The sequence below is a fragment of the Deinococcus sp. AJ005 genome, from assembly GCF_009017495.1.
Classification (GTDB): domain Bacteria; phylum Deinococcota; class Deinococci; order Deinococcales; family Deinococcaceae; genus Deinococcus.
Genome location: NZ_CP044990.1, coordinates 247,836 through 271,498, shown reverse-complemented (window position 1 = coordinate 271,498; position 23,663 = coordinate 247,836). Strand labels below are relative to the sequence as shown.

General features: G+C 66.1%; 24 protein-coding genes. 5 read left to right on the top strand and 19 right to left on the bottom strand.

Annotated elements, in window-relative coordinates:
• Positions 1-52: 52 nt before the first annotated feature.
• Both DAAJ005_RS03355 and DAAJ005_RS03350 read right to left on the bottom strand, forming a co-directional pair.
• A complete protein-coding gene (locus tag DAAJ005_RS03355; RefSeq protein WP_029477688.1) occupies positions 53-520 on the bottom strand; it encodes a hypothetical protein in 468 nt (155 codons plus the stop codon).
• A 129-nt stretch (positions 521-649) separates the two neighbouring features.
• Positions 650-1,660, bottom strand: a complete 1,011-nt coding sequence (locus DAAJ005_RS03350) for an MBL fold metallo-hydrolase (RefSeq protein WP_151845876.1) — start codon at positions 1,658-1,660, stop codon at positions 650-652.
• A gap of 317 nt (positions 1,661-1,977) precedes the next feature.
• Here DAAJ005_RS03350 and DAAJ005_RS03345 point away from each other — a divergent pair, with 317 nt between their 5' ends.
• A complete protein-coding gene (locus DAAJ005_RS03345; protein WP_151845875.1) occupies positions 1,978-4,377 on the top strand; it encodes a glycoside hydrolase family 31 protein in 2,400 nt (799 codons plus the stop codon).
• 142 nt (positions 4,378-4,519) lie between these two features.
• Complete coding sequence (locus DAAJ005_RS03340) at positions 4,520-4,834, top strand: hypothetical protein (protein ID WP_151845874.1); 315 nt, start codon at positions 4,520-4,522, stop codon at positions 4,832-4,834.
• 66 nt (positions 4,835-4,900) lie between these two features.
• On the opposite strand, the gene DAAJ005_RS03335 is transcribed toward DAAJ005_RS03340, so the two are convergent.
• From DAAJ005_RS03335 to ccsA, 10 genes are all read right to left on the bottom strand, one after another.
• Positions 4,901-5,374 carry an N-acetyltransferase gene (locus tag DAAJ005_RS03335; protein ID WP_226342544.1) on the bottom strand — a complete coding sequence of 158 codons (474 nt, stop codon included), beginning with the start codon at positions 5,372-5,374 and terminating at the stop codon, positions 4,901-4,903.
• A gap of 5 nt (positions 5,375-5,379) precedes the next feature.
• On the bottom strand, positions 5,380-5,610 hold the full coding sequence (locus DAAJ005_RS03330; protein WP_151845873.1) for a KTSC domain-containing protein: 231 nt from the start codon (positions 5,608-5,610) through the stop codon (positions 5,380-5,382).
• A gap of 9 nt (positions 5,611-5,619) precedes the next feature.
• Positions 5,620-6,183 carry a Rieske 2Fe-2S domain-containing protein gene (locus DAAJ005_RS03325; protein WP_151845872.1) on the bottom strand — a complete coding sequence of 188 codons (564 nt, stop codon included), beginning with the start codon at positions 6,181-6,183 and terminating at the stop codon, positions 5,620-5,622.
• Positions 6,184-6,268: 85 nt separating this feature from the next.
• Entirely contained in the window at positions 6,269-7,312 is a 1,044-nt protein-coding gene (locus DAAJ005_RS03320; protein WP_151845871.1) for a c-type cytochrome, read from the bottom strand.
• Positions 7,309-7,875: a cytochrome c-type biogenesis protein gene (locus tag DAAJ005_RS03315; protein WP_151845870.1), complete on the bottom strand. Its 567-nt coding sequence runs from the start codon at positions 7,873-7,875 to the stop codon at positions 7,309-7,311. The genes DAAJ005_RS03320 and DAAJ005_RS03315 overlap by 4 nt, the downstream gene beginning before the upstream one ends.
• The gene (locus tag DAAJ005_RS03310) at positions 7,872-8,450 is read right to left on the bottom strand and encodes a TlpA family protein disulfide reductase (protein ID WP_075833741.1); all 579 of its coding nucleotides are present in this window, start codon (positions 8,448-8,450) and stop codon (positions 7,872-7,874) included. The genes DAAJ005_RS03315 and DAAJ005_RS03310 overlap by 4 nt, the downstream gene beginning before the upstream one ends.
• A gap of 39 nt (positions 8,451-8,489) precedes the next feature.
• A complete protein-coding gene (locus DAAJ005_RS03305; protein ID WP_151845869.1) occupies positions 8,490-10,472 on the bottom strand; it encodes a heme lyase CcmF/NrfE family subunit in 1,983 nt (660 codons plus the stop codon).
• A gap of 58 nt (positions 10,473-10,530) precedes the next feature.
• The gene (ccmE, locus tag DAAJ005_RS03300) at positions 10,531-10,995 is read right to left on the bottom strand and encodes a cytochrome c maturation protein CcmE (RefSeq protein WP_151845868.1); all 465 of its coding nucleotides are present in this window, start codon (positions 10,993-10,995) and stop codon (positions 10,531-10,533) included.
• Positions 10,992-11,120: a heme exporter protein CcmD gene (ccmD, locus tag DAAJ005_RS03295; protein WP_075833737.1), complete on the bottom strand. Its 129-nt coding sequence runs from the start codon at positions 11,118-11,120 to the stop codon at positions 10,992-10,994. Before ccmD ends, ccmE begins: the two co-directional genes overlap by 4 nt.
• Positions 11,113-11,853, bottom strand: a complete 741-nt coding sequence (gene ccsA / locus DAAJ005_RS03290; RefSeq protein ID WP_226342543.1) for a cytochrome c biogenesis protein CcsA — start codon at positions 11,851-11,853, stop codon at positions 11,113-11,115. Before ccsA ends, ccmD begins: the two co-directional genes overlap by 8 nt.
• Before the next feature lie 199 nt (positions 11,854-12,052).
• On the opposite strand from ccsA, the gene DAAJ005_RS03285 reads away from it, so the two are divergent.
• Positions 12,053-12,763 (top strand): hypothetical protein, encoded by a 711-nt coding sequence (locus DAAJ005_RS03285; RefSeq protein WP_151845867.1) that lies wholly within the window; start codon positions 12,053-12,055, stop codon positions 12,761-12,763.
• 48 nt (positions 12,764-12,811) lie between these two features.
• Here DAAJ005_RS03285 and DAAJ005_RS03280 read toward each other — a convergent pair whose 3' ends face one another.
• From DAAJ005_RS03280 to DAAJ005_RS03250, 7 genes are all read right to left on the bottom strand, one after another.
• Complete coding sequence (locus tag DAAJ005_RS03280) at positions 12,812-13,537, bottom strand: DUF421 domain-containing protein (RefSeq protein WP_151845866.1); 726 nt, start codon at positions 13,535-13,537, stop codon at positions 12,812-12,814.
• Positions 13,534-13,734 carry a hypothetical protein gene (locus tag DAAJ005_RS03275; RefSeq protein ID WP_151845865.1) on the bottom strand — a complete coding sequence of 67 codons (201 nt, stop codon included), beginning with the start codon at positions 13,732-13,734 and terminating at the stop codon, positions 13,534-13,536. The genes DAAJ005_RS03280 and DAAJ005_RS03275 overlap by 4 nt, the downstream gene beginning before the upstream one ends.
• Before the next feature lie 243 nt (positions 13,735-13,977).
• Positions 13,978-15,750, bottom strand: a complete 1,773-nt coding sequence (locus tag DAAJ005_RS03270; RefSeq protein ID WP_151845864.1) for a PKD domain-containing protein — start codon at positions 15,748-15,750, stop codon at positions 13,978-13,980.
• A gap of 515 nt (positions 15,751-16,265) precedes the next feature.
• Complete coding sequence (gene mltG / locus DAAJ005_RS03265) at positions 16,266-17,297, bottom strand: endolytic transglycosylase MltG (RefSeq protein WP_151845863.1); 1,032 nt, start codon at positions 17,295-17,297, stop codon at positions 16,266-16,268.
• Complete coding sequence (locus tag DAAJ005_RS03260) at positions 17,294-18,298, bottom strand: carbohydrate kinase family protein (protein ID WP_151845862.1); 1,005 nt, start codon at positions 18,296-18,298, stop codon at positions 17,294-17,296. Before DAAJ005_RS03260 ends, mltG begins: the two co-directional genes overlap by 4 nt.
• Positions 18,299-18,458: 160 nt before the next feature.
• Entirely contained in the window at positions 18,459-19,037 is a 579-nt protein-coding gene (locus DAAJ005_RS03255; RefSeq protein WP_151845861.1) for a biotin transporter BioY, read from the bottom strand.
• A gap of 48 nt (positions 19,038-19,085) precedes the next feature.
• Positions 19,086-20,042 carry a biotin--[acetyl-CoA-carboxylase] ligase gene (locus tag DAAJ005_RS03250; protein ID WP_151845860.1) on the bottom strand — a complete coding sequence of 319 codons (957 nt, stop codon included), beginning with the start codon at positions 20,040-20,042 and terminating at the stop codon, positions 19,086-19,088.
• 119 nt (positions 20,043-20,161) lie between these two features.
• Between DAAJ005_RS03250 and DAAJ005_RS03245 the strand changes: the two genes are divergently transcribed.
• On the top strand, positions 20,162-20,560 hold the full coding sequence (locus DAAJ005_RS03245; protein WP_151845859.1) for a Fur family transcriptional regulator: 399 nt from the start codon (positions 20,162-20,164) through the stop codon (positions 20,558-20,560).
• A 211-nt stretch (positions 20,561-20,771) separates the two neighbouring features.
• The gene (locus DAAJ005_RS18845; protein WP_192930842.1) at positions 20,772-23,594 is read left to right on the top strand and encodes a hypothetical protein; all 2,823 of its coding nucleotides are present in this window, start codon (positions 20,772-20,774) and stop codon (positions 23,592-23,594) included.
• Positions 23,595-23,663: the final 69 nt, after the last annotated feature.

Here is a 23,663-nt window from a genome sequence, read left to right as displayed (position 1 = left end):
CAGGGCGTGAATGCTCTGGCCTCTTTTTCTGTCATGCTAGAAGTGCCGACGCCTACGCGCTCAGGCCCTTGCTACCGTGCAGGGTGCGCTCCATCGCGTCGGTCACTTCTGCCTCAAAACGGCGCAGATGTTCGCGCAGACGGTCCAGCTCGGCCACGCCCAGATCGGGCAGCCACAGGACGCTACGGCCCAGCACGGCGAAGGCCAGGGGGGCGTCCTCGTCCGGCTCCTCGTCCTCATCAGGTTCCACCGGGTCCAGATTCAGGATGCCGTAGTCCAGACCCTGGTTGAGCAGGTTCATGCCCATCAGGATCTCGGGCAGGCTGTCTTCCTCCACATACAGATCGAGGTCCAGGTGGAACCGCACGATCACGCCGCCCTGGTGGTCCGCGTCGGCGAACAGGGCCACGCGGGACTCGCCGTGCTGGATCATCGCGCCGTCTTCCACGGATTCAACGGTCAAACCGCTGGCTTGCAGCGCAGACACGATCCGCTGCAATTCGGACTGGGGGGCCGTCATGCCGGGGAGTATAGAGGCTGGCTGCGGGCGCAACCGGAAGAAAGCGCTCTTTGGACGGCCCAGGCGTCAGATCGGGCATGGGAGCGGGTCTGAGCGGGCGGAAGACTCAGGCCCCTGCCCCACCTCCCTTCACGCGTGGTAAATCCACATCCCGTTCTCCTCCTGCCAGGTGCGGTAAAGCTGGCCCAGCAGGCGCAGGTGTTCGGCGTGGGCCAGCGTCTCGGCCAGGGCAAAGCGGCGTCCGCTGATGTTCAGGTCGCGGTTGAACATCGCCAGCGACAGGTCATAGGCGCTGCGGGGTTGTTTTCCAGCCTCGGCCTTGATGAAATCCAGCCGCTCGTGGTGGTGGCTGCGGAGTTCGCGGGCGCGGGCCTGCACCCCCGTCATCACCGGACCGTGATGCCCCACGACAGCCTGATCCGGGTTCAGCGCCTCCAGCTTGCCCAGCGTTTGCAGGTAGTCGCCCAGTGGATCGGGGCGGGTGTAGGCGTACAGACCGATGTTGGGGCTGATGCGCGGCAGGATGGCGTCCCCAGCAATCAGAATGCTGTCGTCAGCGCTCCACAATCCCAGGTGACCGTCGGCGTGGCCGGGCAGCCACAGCACTTCCCAGTCGCGCCCGGCCAGCGCCACGTTCTGGCCCTCGCGCAGTGGTATCACGTTTTTGGCCGGATGCACCCGGTCCCGGCCCCGGCGGTTGTCCGCGCCCATCCCCTCCAGCGATTCGGTGGGCAATCCGTGATCGCGCATGTGCTTGAGATGGCCGGGCAGCCACTCCTCCCACAGGTGCCAGTAGCGTTCGCCGCGCCCGATTTCCACGTCCAGCATCTGAATCTGCGCGCCGCTGCGTTCTTCCACCACGCCAGCCAGCCCGTAATGGTCCGGGTGGTGGTGGGTGATGATGGCCCGCTCGATGTCTTTCCAGTCCAGGTCCAGTTCGTTCAGGCCCGCTGTAATAGCCGCCTGAGCTTCAGGGGTGTCCAGCGCCGTGTCGATCAGGGTCACCGGGCCGTTTTCCGGCTTGTCGATCAGCACGGTCACGGTCTTCATGGGGTAGGGGATCGGCACTTGCAGCGCGTGCAGCGTGCCCACGATAGGGGTCAGCAGCGCATTTGAATCAGGAGAGTCAGAGGCGGTCATGCCCGGCAGGCTAGCACCCGGCCCAGGCGCGGAAAGTCAGGCATGGGGGGTGAAGGTGCGGCCAGTTGGAGGGCGAACCCCTCTCCTGCGGAGCTGTGCCAGCCAGTCTGCTTCGCAGCCAGCTCCCCTCAAAGGGAGCCAAGAGTGCGCTGCTGATCGACCAATTTCGCACCTCTCGCCTCCCTTCTAAGGGGAGGTCCCCCGGAGGTGGGGAGGGGTTGAGCGGGCAGGGCAGCCCTAAAATCCAACTACTCAAACTCTCGAAGTTTCAGACCCGCCCCCGCCTGCCCAGGCACCAAAACGCTACTCTGTGAACAATGAGATTAGGCCAGTTCGTGATGGAAAGCGGCGGCGCGCAGGTGCGCGTGTGGGGCGAAACAGACGTGCTGGTGGTCAGCGCGCCGTTGCCGGGGGTGCTGCGGGTGCGGCTGGCCCCGCAAGCACGGGCGAACGGCCTGGGCTTCCCGCGCCTGAGCGAGAAACGCAGCTTTGCCCTGCGCCCTGATCTCCCCGAGGCTGAACGCCTGAGTGTGCAGGAGGACGGCGAAACCATGCGCGTGGGCGGCGGTGGATTGACCCTGCATCTGAACCGCGTGAGCGGCGCGTGGCGGGTCACGGAGAACCCGGACGGCAAGCAGGACAGAGAGCTGACCAGCGTGCCCGACTGGAACGGCGACGCGCCCACGGCCCGCCCCGCCCTGGACGCCGAGCGCTTCAACCTGCGCCGCAGCCGCCTGAGCGTGGACGCCCCCGACGGCGCGGCCTATCTGGGCTTCGGCGAGCGCGTGGGGCCGCTGGACAAGCGCGGGATGCACCTCACGTTCTGGAACACCGACTGCTACCCGCACCACACCGACACCGATCCGCTGTACATCAGCGTGCCGTTTACCACGGTGGTGCAGGGCGAACGCGCCCACGGAATTTTCGTGGACGAGACGTGGCGCATGACGGCGGACGTGGCCCGCACCAACCCACGGGCGCTGGAGTTCGCCTCAGCGGGGCCGGAACTGGACGTGTACATTCTGGCCGGACCGCGCCCAGCGGACGTGCTGCGCCGCTACGCCGATCTGACCGGATACTCGCCGATGCCCCCGCTGTGGGCACTGGGGGCCGCCCAGAGCCGCTGGGGCTACCGCACGGCAGACGACTTGCGTGCCGTCATCGCGGGTTACCGCGAGCGCGATCTGCCACTGGACAGCGTGTATATCGACATTGAATACATGGACGCCTTCAAGGTCTGGACGGTCAACCGTTCGGGCTTCCCGGACCTCAAGGCGTTTGTGAAAGAGGCCGCGAAAGAGGGCGTCAAGCTGGTGCCGATCATTGATCCGGGCATCAAGGCCGAGCCGGGCTACGACGTGTACGAGGAAGCCCTGAAAAACGACTACCTGATCCGCACCGCACGCGGCGATGTGCTGGTGGGCGAGGTCTGGCCCGATCCAGCGGTGTTTCCCGACTTCACCCGCCCGGAAGTGGTGGCGTGGTGGGCCGCCCACCACAAGCTGTTCACTGACGCCGGAATCCAGGGCCAGTGGAACGACATGAACGAACCCGCCTGCTTCTCGCTGGCCCAGCCGCGCGAGACAGAAGGAAAAACGCTGCCCTACGACGCCCTGCACGGTGCCCACAGCCACTTGGAGATGCACAACGCCTACGCCAACCCCATGAGTCAGGCCAGCCGCGCCGGGTACGCCAAGTACAGCCCGCAGATTCGCCCGTGGATCATCTCGCGGGCCGGGTACGCGGGGATTCAGCGCCACGCCACCGTCTGGACCGGGGACAACGCCGCGACGTGGTCCCATCTGGCCCTTAGCCTGCCGATGATCGGGGGCCTGGGCCTCAGCGGGATTCCCTTTGCATCAGCGGACGTAGGGGGTTTTGGCGGCGACACCACCGGGGAACTGCTGGCGCGCTGGTATCAGGCGGCGGTGGGGTACGCCTTCCTCCGCAACCACTCGGCGCAGGGCACGGCGGACCAGGAACCCTGGCGCTTCGGCGAGCCGTACACCAGCATCATTCGCGCCGCGCTGGAGCTGCGTTACCGCCTGCTGCCGCACCTGTACACGCTGGCGTATGGGGCCAGCCGCACCGGGCTGCCGATCCTGCGTCCGCTGGCACTGCACCACGCGGGCGACGAGGACGCCCTGCGTGCAGACAGTCAATACCTGCTGGGCCAGGGGTTGATGGTGGCCCCGGTGATGGCGGCGGGCCACAGCAAACGGCAGGTCTACCTCCCGGCGGGGCGCTGGGCTTCCGTGTTCAATCTGGCCGAATTCGGGGCCATCCACGACGGCCCGGCCTACGTGACCGCCGACGCGCCGCTGCACACGCTGCCGCTGTATCTGAAAGCAGGCGAGGCGCTGCCGCTGACTGAAGCTACCGCGCACACCACGCAGGCCCGCTGGGAGCGCGTGACCTGGCTGGCCCACCTGGGCGAGACCGGCTTCGTGGGCCACCTGTACGAGGACGCCGGGGACGGCCCGGTGGGGGGCCGATTCACCCGTCTGGTGGGGGACCGCGAAGGCGGAACGCTGAGCATCCGCCGCGAGACCGAGGGCGAGGCCGCCCTGCCCGAACAGCGCGAGGTCCTGCACATCATCGGCCTGGAGCCGATCCGCGAGGTCCACGGGGCCGCCTCCTTTTCCTACGAGGACGGCGTGCTGCGCCTGACCCTGCCCGCACGCTGGGAAGAAATCACGGTGACGTGGGTGGAATAGCAGCGGTCATGCTTTGTAACATTCCGATCATGGTCTGGTCACGGTGCCTGTCCGACACTGTTCTCAAGCGCGGTTCCAGACCACTTCCGGGGGGGAGCCAGGGAATGGAACCGCGCCTCCACTCCACAGGGAGGAGACCAGGATGCAGGAAGCCGCGCACAACAGGAGCAATGTCCATGAACCCGCCGGAATCATCAACCCCGGCCACGACAACCCAGACCACGACCTCAAGCAACTGGGCCGCGAGATCGAGTCGCTGCGGGCCATGCAGCGCGAACTGGCGGCATCGGACCGTCTGGAAAGGCTGCTGAAGATCATTCCACGTCCCGGCTGGACCACACCCGCCGAGTTCTTGCTGGTGAGCAGTCAGATCAGGCAGATGGCCGAGCTGGTACAGGGTCTGGAACGCGCGCAAGACGCACTTCTGAAAGGCGCGGACAGGGTGGGGCGGCGCTGAACCTCAATCTTTCATTTTACTCAGGCGAGGCCAGGGCGTGTTGCTCCGGCCTCGCCCTCTTCCTGTTCAGGTGGGCAACCTGTACAGGGTCACGTCGAAGCCCTTGATCGTGCGCTGGCCGACGCTCTGGAAACCGAAATCTTCGTAGATGGCGCGCAGTTTGGGACGTGCCGTGGCCGTGTCCAGCTTGAGCCAGGTCCTGCCACGTTCTGCCGCCTCGCATACGGCCTCTTGCAACAGCAGGGCCGACCAGCCCTGGCCCCGTGCCTCCGGGTGAACGGCCAGTTTGTGCAAATACAGGGCCTCCCCCGCAGCATCGTCCGGCCAGAACAACGGGTCCGATTCCAGCAGGCACAGGCAGGCCACCGCCACGTCGCCGCGCCAGATCACGCGCCAGCCCTGCTGGGGGTAGTGACGGGCGAGGCGTTCGGGCGTCAGGCTACTTTCAGGCCACAGGGGTTCACCACGGGCTTTAAGGTGTAGGGCGGCGGCAATCAGCACGCCCGACGCAGCTAGATCGTCGCCACAGGTCAGGGTCACGCCGCTCACCCCCGTCCGCGCACCTGACGGTATTCATAGCAGTCATCGATCTCGTTCCTGAAAAACGATCCCTGCGAGGATGCCGCCAGAAACCGTTCATAGACCTCCTGCGGCACACCGTCATAGTCGTAACGCTTGCCGCTGTTAAAAAGGATGGTCAGGGTCTTGCTGGCCGGGTCATGGCCGATGTGGCTCATCATGCTGGAGGCCACCGGATGCAGGGTCACGCCGCTCATGGGCACAGTCTAGCCGTCCTGATTCGGGGCGGGTTCGATGCCTGTCGCCCAGATTTCCTGACCGCGCAGTTCCAACCGCACGCGGGGCAGCGGGCCGTTGGCCTTGCCGAACACCGCGTCCCCGGCCTGCAAGGGGTCAAACACGCTGAAATGGCAGCGGCAGCCCAGTTGCGGATGCTGGGCGTCACGCGGCGGGCGGTAATTGAAGGCGAAGGCCAGCACCTCCGGGTCACGCACCAGATTGACCGTGCAGCCCAGGTGCGTGCAGACGCGCGAATAGGCCACCAGATGCCCGCCTTCCGGCAGTTCTAGCCCCCCCGCCACCGCCTGCGGCACGCGCAAAAGCGCGCAGGGACGGCCCGCGTAGGTGAAACTCACGTCGGCCCATTCGGTCTTTAAGTCGGTCAGGGGCGCAATTCGCTGAGCTAACGCCGCCTGAAAGTTCGGCGCTCCAGCCTTCTGCTTGCCAAGCGTGACGCGGGTGGCGTACCAGCCCATGTAGCCGAAGGCTCCGGCAGTAGCGGCGACGGGAATCAGCCACCACTTCTCCAGAAGGGCGCGGCGGGTGGTCATGCTGGGGGGCGGGATACGAGAGAGAGGTCAAACCGTCTGACAATCAAACCGTCTAACGGCAAAAGACGCCCTGTCTGCCGCATCTTCATCCCTCCTTCTGCCATTTTTCCATCAGGTCCAGCAGCAGCTTGAGCTGGGCGTCCTTCAACTGTGGGTAGGCGGGCATGGCCCCCTTGCCGTTCACGGTGATGCTCCGCAGGGCCGCGCGGCTCAGGGTAGATTCGCGCAGGCTGGGGCCAATGCCGCCCGCGCCAGACGCACCGTGGCACGAGGCGCAGCTTCCGGCATACAGGCTCAAGGCCGGATCGCTCTGGTTCAGGCGGGCACGCAGAGAGGTAATCACGTCGTCGGCATCGCGCCCGGCGGGGTCCAGGGTGCGGTAGCGCTCCAGGGCATTCAGGGCGTCCTGATCCTGGCCGAAGCGGGACAGCGCGAACCCCAGCAGCAACTGGGATTCAGGTTCTTTGGGGGCGAGCTGAGCGGCGGTGCGGATCAGCAAGGCGGCGCGCTGGGCGTCCTCGGTGCTGAGCTGCTGTCCGGTCTGTTCGCCGCGTGTGAGCAGCAAAATGCCCAGTCGGCGCAATGCTTCGGGCTGGCGCGGATCAGTTTTCAGGGCGTTGCCGTAGGCGCTGACCGCCTGATCGTAATTGGACGAATCAAAGGCCGCGCGGCCCCAGGCCAGATAATCGGCGTTCTTTTCTGTGCGCTGGGCCGTCGCCTTCAGGCCGGGGAGTTTGAGGACCGCCTGCACCTTTCCGGCCTCGCCCGCATCCAGCGAGGCCAGTTGCCAGCGCGGAATGAAGGTCAGCGCGCCCGCCACCGTCAGCAGCGCGGCCACCCCCACACCGATCAGCGCCAGCGTGCGCGAACGGGCCGGATTCTTGGATTTAGAGGCGGGAGGCAGGGCGTCTAATGCCCGCAACGTCAGGGCGGCGCGGCGTTCCAGATCGGGGCGGCGACTCTCGTCCTCCAGCGTATTTAACTCGCCGTAGAGGCGGTCCCGTTCGGCAGCCAGTCGGGCACGTTCGGGAGCGTCCGGGTCTTCGGGGGCAGCGCGGCGCAGGGGTTCCAGCACCAGCCACAGCGCCGCCGCACCGATCAGCACCAGCAGAATCAGGCTGAAAATCACCCCTGACCTCCGCCCGTGTCACGGCGCACCTGATCCAGGTAGGAGTCGTAGGGTTCGGCGTCCTGCGCCGCACCAGCCGGGGCCGTAGCCGTTCCCTTGCGGCGCAGAAAGGCCCACAGCGCCGCGCCTCCGCCTGCCAGCGCCAGCAGCGGCGCGCCCCACAGCAGCAGGTTGCGCCCGGTCTTGGGCGGGTCCAGCAGCACAAAATTGCCGTAGCGCTGAGAGAAGAAGGTGTAGATCTCCGAATCGCTGCGCCCGTCCACGATCTGTTCGCGCACCGAGGAGCGCATCTTGATGCTGATGTCGCTGCGCGATTCCGCGATGGATTCCCCGGTGTCGCACAGCGGGCAGCGCAGATTCCTCTGGATGGCGACGGCACGCTGCTCCTGCGCGGGGGGCAGGGTGGCGGGCGACGTGGTGGGGGCAGCAGCCTGGGCGAAGGAGAGGAGGAGGCAGAGTGCGGCGGGCAGAAAGACGCCCGTTTTGCGGTTAGACCGTTTGACCGTTAGACGGTTGGACCTCTCCCCTGTGCCCCACAGCCCAGAATCCCTGGAGAACGTCATATCCCCTTCACACCGATCTTCTCCAGCCCCGCGTTCAGGCGTTCGCGGGTCAGGCCGCCCCGGTCCATGAATTGCACGATGCCCGCCTTGTCAATAAAAACGGTTTCGGGAATGCCAGACACGCCGTAATCCACGCCTGTATTAATGCCGGGGTCCCGCAGGTTGGGGTAGGCCAGCGCGTATTCCTTGATGAAATCACGGGCGTTCTGCTCTTTTGTTTCCTGAAACAGGATGCCCAGAATCGCCACGCCGTCCGCCGTCTGCTGCGTTCCCAGTTCGCGGAACAGCGGCGCTTCCTCGCGGCAGGGGCCGCACCACGACGCCCAGAAATTGAGGACGACGGGGCGGCCCTTCAGGCTTGCCAGACTGATGGGAACGCCGTCCAGACTGGTCAGGGTAAAGGCGGGCGCGGCCTTGCCGATCAGCGGGCCGCCCGTGGTGACATTCTTGGCCGGGCTGAGCAGCGTGTAACCCAGCACACCCACCAGCGCCGCCGCGATCAGGGGAGGAATGGCACGCTTCCAGATGGGAGCGGGATTGGGTTTGGTTGTTTGGGTGGAAGGTGTGTCAGTCATAGTCAACTCTCAATGGCGGTTCAGCCTGCTTCTGCCTCTCTAGTCCGTCGCCGGGGCCAGCCCAGCGGGGGCAGCGCGCAGCACAGGCCGCGCCGGGCTGACCAGCGTGAGGCCCGCGCCCAGGCAGATGATCAGCGTGCCCCACCAGATCCACGATACCAGCGGGCTTTCAATCAGGCGGATGCTGGCCCACTGGCCCTTGGGGTCAATGCTCGTGACCACCAGATAGGTGTCACCCAGCGCGCCGTAACGCACGGCGGGAGCGGGAAAGAGGGTGCCGGGGGCCTGAACGTAGGTGTTCAGCCGCGCCTCAAAAGGCTTGCCGTCAATGGACACGGACGCGATGGCAGAGGTTCCAAAACCCCGGTCCTGCTGCCGCAGCCCGGTCAATTCCAACTGCTCGTGCAGCAGGGTGGTGGGGGCGGCGGCCCGCAGGTTCAGCGTGGCCTGGGCATCCTGACGGTACGCGCCGCTGAAGGCGATGCCCAGCGCCAGCACCACCAGACCGATGTGGGCGGTGTACGCACCATAACGGCGGGGTTGCGCCTGAAGCGTCCTGCCCAGGCCACCGCTCTGCCGCGCCGCGCGGGCGGTCAGCAAGCCCAAGCCGACGATGTTATAGGCCGCCAGCGCAATAGTCAGCAGCACGCCCGTTGCGCGGATGCCGAACACGAAGGCGATCAGCGCTGCGCCCACGCCGGAGGCCAGCAGCGGCACCAGCGCCCGCATCAAATTCTGACCGTCCGCGCGCCGCCAGGGCAGCAGCGGTCCCACGCCCATCAGCAGCATCAGGCCCAGGCCCAGCGGAATGGCGAAGGCGTTGTAGAAGGCGGGTCCCACGCTGGCGTCCCGGCGGCCCTGCACCGCTTCCACGAAGGTGGGAAACAGCGTGCCCAGCAGCACCATAAATGCGAAGACTAAAAAGAGCCAGTTGCCCGCCAGGAACGCGCCCTCACGGCTGACCGGGGCGGGAACCTCCGCCTCGTCACGCAGGGCGGGCGCGCGCCACGCGGCCAGACCGATGCCCACGATCAGCAGGAAGGCCAGGAACCCCAGGAAGACTGGCCCCACCGGGCCGCCCGCGAAGGCGTGGACGCTCTGGACGATGCCGCTGCGGTTCAGGAAAGTGCCCAGCACGGTGCTGGAATAAGCCAGCACGATCAGCCACACGTTCCACGAGCGCATCAGCCCACGCTTTTCCTGAATCTGAATACTGTGCAGGAAGGCGGTGGTCAGCAGCCACGGAATAAAGGAGGCGTTCTCCACCGGGTCCCAGGCCCAGTAGCCGCCCCAGCCCAGCGTCTCGTAACTCCACCAGCCGCCCGCGACGATGGCAGCGGTCAGGAAGACCCAGGCCACCAGTGTCCAGCGGCGCGTGATCACTACCCAGTGATCGCTCAATCGGCCTGTGACGAGGGCGGCCACCGCATAGGCAAACGGCACGCTCAGGCCCACGAAGCCCAGGTAAAGCAGGACCGGGTGAACGGCCATCATCCAGTGGTTCTGCAAGGCTGGATTGGGGCCGCGCCCATCGGCCAGCAGGCCAGAGACGGGCGTGAACGGCGAGGCGATGGTGGCGCACAGGCCCACGAAGAACAGCAGGCTGACGAACATGGTGCCCAGTGCCCAGGGCCGCAGGGCGTCGCGCCGCAACGTGAGCGACAGGATGACCGCAAAGCCCGACAGCAGCCACGCCCACAGCAGGATGCTGCCCTCCAGCGCGCCCCACAGGCTGGTGATCTTGATCCAGGTGGGCGAGGCGCGCATGGAATGTTCGGCCACGTAGCGCACTGTGAAGTCGTCCTTGAGCAGCGCCACCATCAGCACCAGAATGCCCAACGTAACGAGGGCAAAAACGGCCCATGTTGCCCGGCGCGCTGCCTCCACCACCCGCGCGTCGGCACGGATACCGCCCACGAAGGCCAGTGTCATGCCCGCCAGCGTGAAGGCAAGCGCGCCCAGCAGCGCGATCTGCCCCAGCGAACCCAGGGCGCTGGACTGGAAAGAAATCAGATTAAGCACGGGTGTTCCTCCGGGAATGCAGAGCGCGGGAGGCGATCAGAATCCATCCCGCCCCCCATTACTGCGTCTGCTGAAGCATGTCCTTCAGCTCGGTCTGCGTCTTGGGAACGTTGTATTCCTCGCTGTGCTTGACGATCAGTTCGTTGGCATGAAAGGTGTTGCCCTGAAACTCGCCACGCACCACGACGCCCTGATTTTCCTTGAAGAGGTCACTCACTGCGCCTACGTACTGCACCGGAAAACTGGCCCCACCATCCGAGACAACGAATTTCAGATCAAGCGTCTGGGGGTCATAATTGACCGCCCGCACCAGCCCACCGATGCGAATGGGGCGGCCTTCCAGCTCGGCCTTTTGCTGCGAATACTCGGTGGGGGTCACGAAGTATTCCAGGCTCTTGTTCAGATTCCCGAAGGCGATAAAGGCAGTCAGGCCCACCAGAGCGGTGACGCCCAGCACGATGGGCAACGGATTGCGGCGGCGCTGGCGTGCGCGGGGCAGCGGCTTAGGCGTGGGACTGCTCATCTCGGAACCTCACCTGTCTCATCCTTCACCGCGCGCAGGCGCGCCCACAGCCACACCAGATACCCCAGCAACAGCACAAAAGTTACGGCGTACACGACGATCACATAAACGCTGTATTTATCCATGAGACGCCCCCATCTGACCCGGCGTGCCCAAGTCTTCCATCAGTTCGCGCTCCTCGCGGGCTTCCTCGCGGGCGGCCAATGTTCCACGCACGCGCAGAAGGTACAGGTACAGGAAGGTGAAGGCGACGACAGCCATCAGCAGCACCCAGCCGTACACCGGGGCGGCGTCAAACCGCACCTTGCCCAGCAGTTTGAGGGTCTGGGTCTGGTGAACGCCGCGCCACCACTCCACCGCCATGTAATTGACGGGCACGTACAGCGTTCCCACGATGCCCACCACTGCCGACACGCGGGCGCGACGTTCGGGATCGTCAATTAAAGTGCGGATCAGCAGGTAGCCGCCGTAGACCACCAGACTCAGCGCCGTGGTGGTCAGGCGGGCGTCCCAGACCCAGTACGTTCCCCAGGTGGGTTTGGCCCACAGCATCCCGCCGACAATCGTGACCACCGTGAACAGCACGCCGATCTCTGCGCTGGCCAGGGCCAGACGGTCCCAGCGTCGCTGGCGCTGGATCAGATACAGCAGGCCGAACAGACCCGTGCCGCCATAGGCCAGATAACTGAGCCACGCGCTCGGCACATGCACGAACATCAGGCGCACCAGCGAACCCTGATTCACGTCCAACGGCGCGGCCAGACCCAGCACAATCGCCACCGCCAGCGTGACCACGGTGGCCCCGCCCAGCAACGTCGTCATGAGATTTCCTTTTTTAATGCTGCTTTTGGTGGTCATCTGGCTCCTAGTTTAAGAGGTTGCCTGCATTTCGGCAGTGAACTGTGCCGGGGCTGATCTGCCCGTTTCGTTGCTTCAGAATCGCGCTTAAGGCGAATTCATTCAAGTGCGAGTGTCCCCCTTTTTGCACGGCAGAGAAGGTAAAAAATGCCCTATTCTGCGCGAAATCACTGCTGTTCTTTTCCCTGGAGGTCCACCCATGTTCAAGCGTTCCCTGCCACTTCTCTCTCTCTGCGCCCTCACCCTGACCCTGGCCGCCTGCGCCCCCGCCCAGACCGGCCCGCTGCCTGATCCCGCCAGCTTCCGCGCCGCACCCGACGACGTGGTGCAAAAGATTGACGGCGTGGGCGATCTGGGCCGCTGGATGATCACCAAAAATCTGGAAAACGCCACCTGGCTGGGCGAGAAGGTAGGGGGCCGCACCCTGCGCGAGCCGATCAACGTGGTCATGGTTGACCCCATTGCGAAGACGCCCGAGGACGCTACCCGGCGGATGCTGGACGCCATGAACAAGGCGGGCTACGGTCCCAAGAACATGCACAGCGACGGCTATTACGGCCTCCTGAACGGACAATTGAAGGGTCAGTTTCCGCAGGGCAAGGGACTGGCCTTCAGCGATGGTCCGTGGTACGACGCCAACAACCACGGGCGCGTGTTCGGGCCGTTTGACATGAGCGGCAAGACCATTTTTATCGCCTCGTTCAGCCGCGAGAACTTCCGCTGGCTGCCCACGCCCGGCCACCCGTACAGCTCGTTTCAGGTGGCCCGCGAGGACCTGAGCAAGCAACTGGCTGCGAAGACGATCTTCAAGCCGCAGGGCTATCTGAATCTGGATTCGGCCCTTGACACGCCCACCGAGACGACGGGGGACCACGACGGGCGGGCTTTGCTGCTGGTGGCGCAGGAGTAGAGGCTGTCAAACTGTCTAACCGCAAAAAATCTTCTGGCGGTTAGACAGTTAGACACCCGAAGGGCCTGCCAGCGGATCAACCACGGCCACCATCCAGCCATCCTTGCCGCCGCACGCACAGGCACCCAGCAACCCGCTGACCTGCACTACGCGCCCGCAATCCAGACAGGCCACACGGCCCTGCTGCGGCTCATCGGGATTCAGAACCACAGGCTTCTCTAAATCCCACGGCGGCACCACGGGCAGGCCGGGCAGCGAATTTTTGTCGTGGCTGAACACGGTCAGGGTGCCGTCCTGCTCAAAGTAGGCGCGGCGGACCTCGCCCAGTTGCATGACGCTCTGGGCGCGCAGTTTCTCAAATAAATCTTCGCGACTGAGGTTGGCTCCTTCCAGCACCCGAACGTCAAACACGCCGTCGCGCACCAGTTCCACCGGCTGGCCCTCCATGAAACTCTCTACAGTCTCGGAGCGCACCACCAGCCGCGACAGCACCCGCTGAAAGCCCACCACCAGGGCCAGAGCCAGCATAGCGTGAAGCAGTGGCACTTCCGGGTAAAACAGTGGATCGCCCGCCGCCGAACCCAGCGCAATCACGATCACCAGTTCCAGCGCGCTGAGCTGGGCCAGCCCACGTTTACCCGTCAGCCGCAACAGGAACAGCAACCACAGAAAGATCACGGCGGTACGGAAGACGATTTCCAGCAGGAACAGCGGCGGCGCGTCGCCCAGCCAGATGCGCTGCCAGTCAAAGGGGATGATTTCGGGGCCGCTCAAGGCTGGTCCTCCAGCAACTCCATCTCAGTCAAACCCAGGCCCGCCAGCACCCGCGTCCGCTCCCAGCCGATCAGTTCGGAGAGTTCAAGCAGGGCCGCCTCAAACTCCGGGGAATTTGCAGAGTCATCCTCCGCCAACAGCTCGCGCAATCGCTGCCACAGGGCATTTCGCCGTTTCAGGAACTGGCTGGAGGACATAGCCCAGAGTGTAGGCGGCGCAACAGTCTCTGCATTTCAGACGATCTTGTCAATTTGGGTGAGAGTTGCTGGCGTGCCGATACGGATGGCCGTCTGGCCCACGTCCAGCACCCATTTCCAGGTATGCGAGACGGCAAATCGCGGCCACAACGTCAGGGGGCGCTATAGCCGCAGTTTTGCAGGAGGGCGAAGATATCCAGGCGGTCTGGAACGGCTTTCAGGGTAGAATTGGAACCCCCTGCTTCAGTAAACGCTGATGGTGTAACTGGCCGTTTGCGCGCCGAGCGTGGCGGTCAGCGCGTAGGTGGCGGGATTGCCGCTCAGGACCACGGAAACGTGCATCTGCCCAAGCGTGGTCTCTGTAGCACTCTGCAAGCAGGGCAGCACGAGGCTGGCGAAATTGCAGGGGCTAAAGGGTTGCGGGATGCCGCTCTTGGTGAGGGTGAACGTCGGCGTGCTGCCGGGAGGAACTGTGAGGGTGTTGTCTGCGTTGACCATCAATGCGCCAGTGCTGTCGGTGACGCTGACAACGGGGGTCAGGAAGGCGAGCGTGTTACTGGGCGGCGGCGCGATAAACACGGTATTGAGCGGAATGATCAGGGGGCTGGCCAGCGTGGGAAAGCTGCCCGTGGTGGTGGTGGCCGCGCCACTCATGCCATTCGCCGTTCCCGTCAGCGTGACCACCATTCCGGTGGGGATGCCCATGGCGGTGACGCCAGTGGAGTCGATATAACTGTCGTGCCAGACCTGCGCCATCCCATTGCTGCCCGGCAGTTGAATGAATCCGGTCAGGTGGCACGTCTCCCCCACCGCCAGCGCCACCGTGGGGTTGCCGCCGCCATCCAGGTGCATGCATTTCACGGCTAGGGTCGTGCTGCTTCCGTTGTACACGGCGTCCCAGTTCCAGGTGGTGAAGTGGTTGACGGTCATCTTCAGGGCCTTGCCGCTGGCCGCAGTCGCGCTGGCTATCACCTGACCCGCACTTTCCTCTATCCACAGCCCTACCTGACCGTTAAACCACCATGTCGGAATGCTGTCACCCACGTTAATGGGGCTGCCGTCCGGGTGCTTGCTGGCATTCAGGTCCAGCAGCAACTGCGCGGTCTTGCCCGGCGCAAGCTGAAGCTTCTGCGTTCCCTGGGCAAACTGCACGTCCAGCATGCCGTAGCTAAAGAGGTTGGCACGCGTTCCCGCCGCCGACAGGGCCTCACCGTGGCCGGGGAAGGTCACATCTGCGCCTGTGATGGGCGTCAGCATGGCCTGAACCATTCCTGTGACCGCGTTGCCGCTGCTGTCCACGAACGCGTTGGCAGGCACGGTGACGCTTGCGCCACTCCCGGCGCTGAGGGTTCCGCCCGTGGCTGCGTTCAGGGTCTGAACCGTTTCCAGGGGGCGCAGAGTGACCTGGATGGTGGCGTTCGCCGCTCCAGTCTTCAGTTCGGTCTGAACCGTCTGCGTCATGAATCCGGCCCGCGCCACTTTCAGCAGGCTGAGGCGGCCCGTATCGCCGCTGACCTGCGCGACCCCCAGCGCGTCGGTGGTGCCCACGTTGCCCGACAGCGTGACGACCACGCCGCTCAGGGGGGTTCCGCCCGTGTCCACGACCTTGACTTTCACATCAGCGCTGCCTGTCGCGGCGGCCTGGGTGTAGGTCCGGGTCTGGGTGGCCGCGTTGCTCAGGCCGCCGGGGTCCGTCACCGTGAGCTTCACCGTGAACGCCCCGCCCGGGTAACTGGTGGAAACGACCGGGCCAGTGGCCGTGTTGCCGTCTCCCAGATCCCAGCGGTAGGTCAGGGCGTCGCCGTTGGGATCGCTGGAGGTGGTGGCGTCCAGTTTCACGGTCTTGAAGGCGGAGGCCCCACTGGCCGTGAAAGCATCGCCGGTCAGGGCAAAGGCCGCCACGGGCGCGACGTTGGTGGGGGTGGGGGTGGGCGTGCCGATATTGTGGTTGCCACAGCCCAGCAGCGCCGCCGAGAGAAGAATGCCGAGGCCCACAGAAAGACGGTTCCTGTACATGGTCAACCTCCAGAAGCAGAAGTGAGGCGGGAGGACAAACGACGCGCCGTTGGTGGTTCAGGTTGAAGCTGAACAGAGCATGACAGCCCACCCCTGAACGACCCATGAACGCCCCTGTGGTTGACGCGCGAGGGAGGGAGATAGAAACCCTCCAAAACGCGGAATTGCCCTCTCGGCGCGGCTTCGCTTTCCGCCTGAAAAATACTGATCGGCTACTTTTTGTGTGACGACTGGGACGAATCCAGTCTCTATGGGTTTCGCGATATGGATGAACACTCCAGCACCTTCCCGGAGTGCCAGAAAGTAAAGCAGCACCCGAGAAGTAACCCTGGAATGGCGGTTCTTTTCGCCCCTGCCCTGTCTTCCCACTCAAGGGGAAAAGTTGAAACCACCGCGTCTGCTACGTGATCCTCGCCCGGCTTCAGCAACTGCCCGAACTGTTGATCAGAGTTGTTTAACCCCAATACTGACCAGTTGACCTTCAGATTTTCTAGACGCCGCCCCAGCCCACTGCTTCACCGATACCGCTCGTTGTCACGCAGGTGTTCAGCATAGGTGTGGTTCACGTAAATCTTGCCGTTCGGCGCATGCAGAAAGTACAGCGCGTCACGTCCATCGGCCAGCTTGAGGTTGGCGTTCAGGACACTTTGCAAGGCGGCCTGACCGGGATTGTTGATGGGTCCGGCGGGCAGGCCCATACGGGTATAGGTGCTGTACGGCGTGTCCGTGGTGAAATCCCCCGCCGAACGGTCCAGGTCCGGCAGGTCCTTGCCCAGCCCGTAAGCCACGGTGGGATCGCTGCCCAGCGCAATCCCGTCCTTGATGCGGTTGAGGAACACCCCGGCCACGATGGGCATTTCCAGATCGTTGGCAGCCTCGGCCTGCACCATGCTGGCCAGGATTACCCAGTCGCGCACGCTCAGGTCCAGCGCCTTTGCTTTGGCAATCCGTTCGGGCGTGAACTCGTCGTTCATGCGGGCCACCATCGTTTCCACGATCTTGCGGGGCGTTTCTTTGGGCCGGAATTCGTAGGTGGCCGGGAAGACGAACCCTTCCAGATTCTTCTGCGTATCGGCGGCGTACTTGCTCAGACTGGGGTCTTTGAGGGCCGCCAGAATGGCCGCGCCGTCATAGCCCGCCTTCTGGAAGATGGCCGGGAGATCCTTGATGCGCTTGCCCTCGGGGACGGTCACGTTGATCACCGGAATGCGCGCCTGACCCGCCAGCTTCTCGGCCACCCCCTGCACGCTCAGGGAGCCGTCCAGATCGTACATCCCTTCCTTGAGACTGCCCGCCGTACCGTTCTGGCGCATCACGAAGCGCAGGGCGTCGGCACTCTTGATGATCTTCTTCCCTTGCAATTCACGGGCCACCGCCGCCAGCGTGTCGCCGGGTTTGACCTCCAGCGTGTAGGCCGCGCCCCCGGCAGGCGCAGTCAGGTTACGGACATACAGAAACGCGCCCAGCGCCGCCAGCAGTAGCAACACCAGCAGAATCAGCAGAACCCTGGTCCAGACTGGGGCACGGCCCCCACGCAGCCGGGTCACAGGCTCGCCCCGGCCCGCGCGGACTGAGGAGGCGCGGCCTCTAGCGGATGCCGGGCCAGCCGGGCCGCCAGTTCAGCGTCGGCGGGGGGGCGTGCCCCGAAGCGGGAGACCACCCAGCCGCCCACCTCGACGGCCAGTCGAGCAGCCTTTTCTGCGTTGCGGTGGGCCAGCCAGCCCGCCAGGAATGCGCCGCCGAAAGCGTCCCCAGCCCCGGTGGCGTCAATCAGGGTGTCGGGGGTGGCGGCCACCGCCACGCGGGGCTGGTCCGGTCCTTCAATGAGTGCGCCGTCTGCGTCCATCTTCAGGACCACCAGCGCGTGTGGGTAACGCTCGCGCAGCCAGCTCAGCGCGTCGGCGGAGTGGGCGCAGCCGCTCATGGCGCGGGCCTCGTCATCGTTGGGGAACAGCAGGTCAAAGGGCACATGGTCCACGATGTCCAGGAAGTTCTCGCGGCCCATCTGCTGGATCATCTGGAAGCTGCCAGGGTCCAGGCTCAGGGTGGCGTTGCCCTCCCCCGTTCTGGAGGACTTGGACAGCAGAGCTGCCGCCAGCGCTGCGGCGCGCGGAGGATCGCGGAACAGGCTCCAGGCGGTGAGGTGCAGGTGACCCGCCGCCCGCAGCACACCCTCCGGCAATTCGGCGGGCAGCAGTTCCCAGTCCGCCCCCTGCCCGGTCAGCATGGCCCGCTGGCCCCGGCGGTCAATCAGGGCCAGCACCACCCCGGTGGGATGCTCGGTGCTGAGGATCAGCTCGGTCTCCACACCCTCGGCCTGAAGCTCGGCAGTGGCCAGTTCGCCGAAGCGGTCCCGGCCAATCTTGCCCACGAAGGTGGACGGATAGCCGCACCGCCGCGCCCACACCGCCAGATTGGCCGCGCTGCCGCCGCCCGACAGTTCCAGCCGCCCGGTGGTGTCGCCGCCGGAGAGCAGCATGGTGTCGGGCTTGGCCAGCACATCCCAGTTCAGGTCGCCCAGCGACACCAGAGGCTTTCGTTCAATCATGACTGCGGCGCAGCATAGCGCGGCTGGATGAGGCGGGAAAGACTTCATGAATGCTGTTACGGCCAGCTTCCAGTCACGGCGAAAACCAACGCAAAAAGAGCGTGTGCCACCGGAGCAGAGGCTCTCCAGTGGCACACGCCTGAAAAAGAGGTCCCGGCGTTTAGCGGCGGCCCACCAGCGCCCAGGCTCCCGGCAGCAGCAGCGCGGCCAGCCCCAGCTTCAGGGCGTCGCCGGGCAGGAAGGGCAGCAGACCTGCGCCCAGCAGCGGCTGCCCGCTCAGGCCCGTGACCACGCCCAGCCACAGGAGGCCCAGCGCGTAGATCACAGCGCTGCCCGCCAGCATCGCCAGCACGGTGCCAGCGGGGCGGCGGTCCAGCGCGAAGCGTTCCACCAGAAAACCCACTAGCGCAGCGGCAAAGGGGAAGGCCAGCAGAAAGCCGCCCGTGGGTCCGACGAACTTGGCAACGCTGCCGACGCCTCCCGCGAACACGGGCAGGCCCACTGCTCCTACCGCCAGATACAGCGCCAGCGCCGCGAAGGCCCGCTTCCAACCCAGCGCCGCGCCCACGAGCAACACGCCCAGCGTTTGCAGGGTCACGGGCACGGGCTTGAGGGGCAGTTCGGCCTGTGCCAGCAAGGCGATCAGGGCCGCGCCCCCCGCGATCAGCAGCAGGTCACGGGTCAGGCTGGGGGCGGGGGCCAGGGTACGGGCGAGGGTGGGGTGGGTGATCTGGGTCATAGGATCTCCTTGAGAGGGGGCGGGGGCAATGTTCAGGGATCGGAAGGATTACGGGGCAGGGCCACCGTTCAGTGCGCCGATCAGTTCCACGTCCCCGGCGCTGACGGTGTGCGGGCCGTCCGGGGTCTGGACGATCAGGCTGCCGCCCGCATCCAGGCGTTCGGCCACGCCCTCCAGCGGGCCGCGCGGCGTCTGCACGCGCACCGGGCGGCCCAGGGTCACGCTGACCCGCGCCCAGGCGTCCAGAATCTCGGCGGGCGGGGCGCGCAGCCAGTGATCAAGCTGGGAAAGGATGTCACCCAGCACCCCCGCTCGGGTCACCTCGGGGCGCAGTTCGCTCAAGTGGGCCGCACCAGCCGGGGCATCAGAGACGTTCAGGCCGATGCCCAGCACCGCGCGCCGGGCTTCCTCGCCGCGCAGATCGGCCTCCAGCAGAATTCCGGCCAGTTTGCGACCATCCGGCGCAAGCAGATCATTGGGCCATTTCAGGCCGCCAACCCCGCAGGCCGCCTGCACCGCCACACCCGCCGCCAGCGGCATTAACGCCAGTTCGGGCAGGGTCAGCGGAGGCCAGCCGTCCTCTCCCCCGCCGCCCAGCAGCACGCTGAAGGTCAGGCCTCCGGGGATGGGGGTCCACGCACGCCCGCGCCGTCCGCGCCCGCCGGTCTGGCGCTCAGCCACCACCACCGCGCCGTGCGGGGCGGGGTCCGCCGCGTCATCAGCCCAGGCGCGGGCCTCATCCTGGGTGCTACCCACGGTTCCCCGGTAACGCAGGGCCATGCCTAGAGTCCCGGTCCGGCGCACCAGCCCCGACGCGGGCGTGCCAGGGGTCAGGGCATATCCGGCACGGGTGATCTGCAACGGAATGCCGTCCTCCTGCAACCCGTGGGCCAGCGTGTTCACGGTCACGCGGCCCACGCCCAGCCGCCCGGCCAGCATCTCCCCGGACTGGGGGGTGTCGGTCAGGAGGTCCAGCAGGCGGCCAGAAGTTGAGGCAGATGACATCTCGTTCAGTGTTCTACGGGTTTGGGTGAACGAAATGCAAGGGGGTAGCCAGAGGAATAGGAACGCCGCGCCGCCCAAGCTTCCATTTTTACCTAGAACACCTTTGCTAGACTGCCTACATGACGATGGTGCGGCAGACCAAGCAGCGGGCGGCAGTGATTGAGGTGCTGCGGGCGGCGCGGTCTCACCCGGACGCGGCCTGGATTCACGCACAGGTGCGCCAGAGCCTGCCCAGCCTGAGCCTGGGAACCGTGTACCGCACGCTGGACTCCCTGGTTGCGGGCGGCGTGGTGGTCACGCTAGAACGCGCCGGACAGGCCACCCGTTACGACTACAAGCGCGCAGGCGAGGACCACCACCACGCCGTTTGCCGGGGCTGCGGCGCGGTCTTTGATGTGGACGCAGGCGAACTGCCCCAACTGCCTGCCGCCGCGCTGCCCGCCGGGTTTCAGGTGACCGACGTGCGGCTGGAATTTATCGGGGTTTGCCCGGACTGTCAGCCCGAAAAAGTCAGCTAGAGCAGTTCCCCGAATTACGTCGCCGGAACAAAAGCCTTCCGGCGACTCCATTCTGTGTCCTGCTGAGTAAAAGCCACTCGCTCCGCTCGGTCATTAAGATGGTCTTTTAATGACAACTGCTTTAGAGCGGCACAACTGCGTTCGGGAAGAACTGTTTTGAACCCGCTTCCAATTGCGCTGTTACGCCCCGGACTGGCGCGTAAGCTGGAGCATGTTTGAACTGCTGGCCGTTCTGGCGCTGATCTTGTCGTTCGTGGCCCTGTCCCGCGCGGGGAAGGCGCGACAGCAGACCCGGTTCCTGGCCCAGCGCCTGGAAGTGCTGGAAACCGAGTTGCGGACCTCGCGCTTCCAAACGTCTCCAGCGCCGACTGAAACAGAGACAGAGGTTGCTGCCAACCACACGCCACACGCCACATCTGTTCCCCAGGTTGCCGCGCCCATCTGGCCGGAAGATCAACCCACACCAGCAATTCCAGCCCCGCCACTTGCCACGCCGCCAGCACCGCCCAGACCGCGCGGGCCGTCGCTGTGGGGGCCGCAATTCAGCCGGGCGCGCATCAGCCTGATCGGCGGGGTGCTGGTGCTGGGCGGCCTGGCCTTTACGCTGCGGGCGCTGGGCGCTCCAGCGTGGACGCTGCTGGTGGCGGTCTTCGCCTTCGGCGGGCTGCTGTACTTCAACGCGCGGCGGGTGCCGTGGCCGGTGTCCGGTGCCCTGCGCGGGCTGGGCTACGGCGTGGCGGCGCTGGGCGTGGGCAGCCTGTCCCAGCGGTTGCCCGGCGACTGGGGACCGGGAGCGGTGATGCTGGGCCTGCTGGGTCTGAGCGCGGCGCTGCTGCTGGACGCCCTGCGCCGCCGCGAACTGCTTCTGGGGGCGCTGGCGGTAGGCGGCGCGGCCCTGAGTACCTGGATGCTCACCGACGATCTGGGCCGCTGGTCCATCCCGGCGGCGGGCGCAGTCCTGTTGCTCGCGGCGGTGGCGGTCTGGCAGGGCCGCGCGGGTCAGGACGCCGCTGTTGAAGAGGCAAATTTTGAAAAGGCACAGGATGGAGAAGTCAGCCCTGACGCTCCCGCCTCCCGCCGCGCGGCCCTGACCCTCACGCTTGCAGCAGCAGGCGCGGTCCCCGTGGGTTGGTTCGTGGCCTCGCAGAGCCATGTGGCGGACAATCTACCTTCCAGAACGCAGGAACTGGCGTCCGCGCTGCAACTTACCGACGGACCCCTGAGCCTACTGCCCTGGCTGGCCTTCGGTCTGCTGGCCCTGAGTGTGCCGCTGGCATTGCTCACCCGGTTGCGCCAGGATTCGGACAGGGACGCAGGAGCAGACCGCGCCGATGGTGTGGCCCTGGGCGCGGCGTGGGCAGTATTGACCCCGCAGGTGCTGGTGGCGGCGGCAGTGGGTGCGGTAGCAGGAGAAAATGGACTGAAGGCAGGAGCGCTGGCCCTCTCTCTGATCATCCTGGCCGCACTGCTGGTGGCGGCCCGACTGGCCTGGAGCCGCCGAACAGCACAGGACTCGCCACTGGCAGGCGCGGTGGCTGGCAGCCTGACCGCCGGGGCGACAGGGGTGGCCGGGGCGCTGGCGCTGAGCGTGCTGGGCGCGCGCACTGAGCCTGTGGCGCTGGCAAGCGTGGCGGCGGCCCTGCTGCTGGTGGGCCTGTACGGGCGCAGCCGTTTCTGGCTACGGGTGGGGGCGCTGGGCCTGGGAATCACGGCGCTGTGGGGCATGGGCCTGACGCTGGGCCTCTCGCTAGGAGAAATGGTGTATCTCGCCCGCCCAGATGATCTGGGTAGAGCGCTGCTGGGAGCTGCCCCCGCCGCACTGGGTCTGCTGGCCGCGTGGCGACTGGGCCGGGACGCCTGGGTCACCGCAGCCCGCCCACCGAAACAGGTCAGCGGGGCAGCGCAGGAAAAGGGCGAGGTCCGCCGCCTCCGTCCCCACCGGACGCCGACCCTGCTGGCTGCGCTGTGCAGCGCCGTGCTGGTCCTGGCCCTGCTGGCTGCCGGAATAGGAGTGCTGGCGGGCGGAGTGCTGCTGGCGGCGGCGCTGCTGTGGACACGCAGGGCAGGCGGGACAGGAAACACAGTCCCCTTCTGGATGGCCGCGCCCCTAGTCACGCTGGGCAGCCTGTTGCTGGTCTTCAACACGGACGTCCCTCAGACGCCGGCGCTGCTGGTTCTGGGCGTCGTGGTGGCCCTGCTGGCAGGTGCAGCGCTGCTGCGGGCCACGCCACGCACCTTTACCGAAGTCGCGCCGCGCCAGCTTACTGAGGGCGTGGCGCTGGTCCTGCTGGCCCTGGCGCTGGGCCGCGCCACGCAGCAATGGTGGCCCGCGCTGGGCATTCCCGGCGCACTGGCGCTGCTGGCCCTGCTGACCGCGCCGCTGAAACTGACCCTGAGCTGGGGGGGCCGCATGGACACGTTGCTGGGCCTGGGCGGCCTGATTCTGCTGAGCCTGCTCATGGCCGGCTGGCCGGGTGGATACGGAGCAGACCTGAACCGGATTGATGTGGCGGCGTCAGGCGGGCTGGTCCTGGCTGCCGGGTGGTGGCTGACACGCACGGCAGGGGGGCTAACGCTTCTCGCTGGCTTGGCCCGCCCGTTTGGAGGACTCCCGCTCACTGCCGAAGCGCAGCCGCACGTCGCTCAGGCCCTGTGGCTGGGAGGCTGGACCCTGCTGGTGCCACTGGCCCTGGGGGTACGCTTCAGCCCGCAAACCGCTGACCTGCGGCCCTGGCTGATCGCGTCCAGTCTGGCGCTGCTGGCGGTGGGGCTGGTCACGGCGGTTCAGGCGCACCGGGCAGGGGCAACCTCTTGGGCCAGAACGCTGTGGACGGCTGGGCTGGTGCTGATCGCAGGGGCTGGGATCAAGGGCGCAGTGCTGGACGCCCCATACTTCCCCAATGCCTCGGCGGGTCTGGGCATCGCCGTGCTGGTCACGGGCCTGAGCCTGCTGGCGGTGGCGATTCTGGCCCCGCGCCCGGCAGCCCCGATCACCGCGCCGCAGGAGAAGCTCCCCGGAGAACCGCTGGCCTGAGGCCACAACCCAGCACGTCCCGCACCCCTCCGGCATCCGTCCCGCCCCCCGCGCGCTACGCTGGCTCCC

What these genes read in the sequence shown, in the direction of transcription:
- DAAJ005_RS03355 (WP_029477688.1), bottom strand. Translation starts at nt 520, where the DNA reads ATGACGGCCCCCCAGTCCGAATTGCAGCGGATCGTGTCTGCGCTGCAA.
- DAAJ005_RS03350 (WP_151845876.1), bottom strand. Translation starts at nt 1,660, where the DNA reads ATGACCGCCTCTGACTCTCCTGATTCAAATGCGCTGCTGACCCCTATC.
- DAAJ005_RS03345 (WP_151845875.1), top strand. Translation starts at nt 1,978, where the DNA reads ATGAGATTAGGCCAGTTCGTGATGGAAAGCGGCGGCGCGCAGGTGCGC.
- DAAJ005_RS03340 (WP_151845874.1), top strand. Translation starts at nt 4,520, where the DNA reads ATGCAGGAAGCCGCGCACAACAGGAGCAATGTCCATGAACCCGCCGGA.
- DAAJ005_RS03330 (WP_151845873.1), bottom strand. Translation starts at nt 5,610, where the DNA reads ATGAGCGGCGTGACCCTGCATCCGGTGGCCTCCAGCATGATGAGCCAC.
- DAAJ005_RS03325 (WP_151845872.1), bottom strand. Translation starts at nt 6,183, where the DNA reads ATGACCACCCGCCGCGCCCTTCTGGAGAAGTGGTGGCTGATTCCCGTC.
- DAAJ005_RS03315 (WP_151845870.1), bottom strand. Translation starts at nt 7,875, where the DNA reads ATGACGTTCTCCAGGGATTCTGGGCTGTGGGGCACAGGGGAGAGGTCC.
- DAAJ005_RS03310 (WP_075833741.1), bottom strand. Translation starts at nt 8,450, where the DNA reads ATGACTGACACACCTTCCACCCAAACAACCAAACCCAATCCCGCTCCC.
- ccmE (WP_151845868.1), bottom strand. Translation starts at nt 10,995, where the DNA reads ATGAGCAGTCCCACGCCTAAGCCGCTGCCCCGCGCACGCCAGCGCCGC.
- ccmD (WP_075833737.1), bottom strand. Translation starts at nt 11,120, where the DNA reads ATGGATAAATACAGCGTTTATGTGATCGTCGTGTACGCCGTAACTTTT.
- ccsA (WP_226342543.1), bottom strand. Translation starts at nt 11,853, where the DNA reads ATGACCACCAAAAGCAGCATTAAAAAAGGAAATCTCATGACGACGTTG.
- DAAJ005_RS03285 (WP_151845867.1), top strand. Translation starts at nt 12,053, where the DNA reads ATGTTCAAGCGTTCCCTGCCACTTCTCTCTCTCTGCGCCCTCACCCTG.
- DAAJ005_RS03275 (WP_151845865.1), bottom strand. Translation starts at nt 13,734, where the DNA reads ATGTCCTCCAGCCAGTTCCTGAAACGGCGAAATGCCCTGTGGCAGCGA.
- DAAJ005_RS03270 (WP_151845864.1), bottom strand. Translation starts at nt 15,750, where the DNA reads ATGTACAGGAACCGTCTTTCTGTGGGCCTCGGCATTCTTCTCTCGGCG.
- DAAJ005_RS03260 (WP_151845862.1), bottom strand. Translation starts at nt 18,298, where the DNA reads ATGATTGAACGAAAGCCTCTGGTGTCGCTGGGCGACCTGAACTGGGAT.
- DAAJ005_RS03255 (WP_151845861.1), bottom strand. Translation starts at nt 19,037, where the DNA reads ATGACCCAGATCACCCACCCCACCCTCGCCCGTACCCTGGCCCCCGCC.
- DAAJ005_RS03250 (WP_151845860.1), bottom strand. Translation starts at nt 20,042, where the DNA reads ATGTCATCTGCCTCAACTTCTGGCCGCCTGCTGGACCTCCTGACCGAC.
- DAAJ005_RS03245 (WP_151845859.1), top strand. Translation starts at nt 20,162, where the DNA reads ATGACGATGGTGCGGCAGACCAAGCAGCGGGCGGCAGTGATTGAGGTG.
- DAAJ005_RS18845 (WP_192930842.1), top strand. Translation starts at nt 20,772, where the DNA reads ATGTTTGAACTGCTGGCCGTTCTGGCGCTGATCTTGTCGTTCGTGGCC.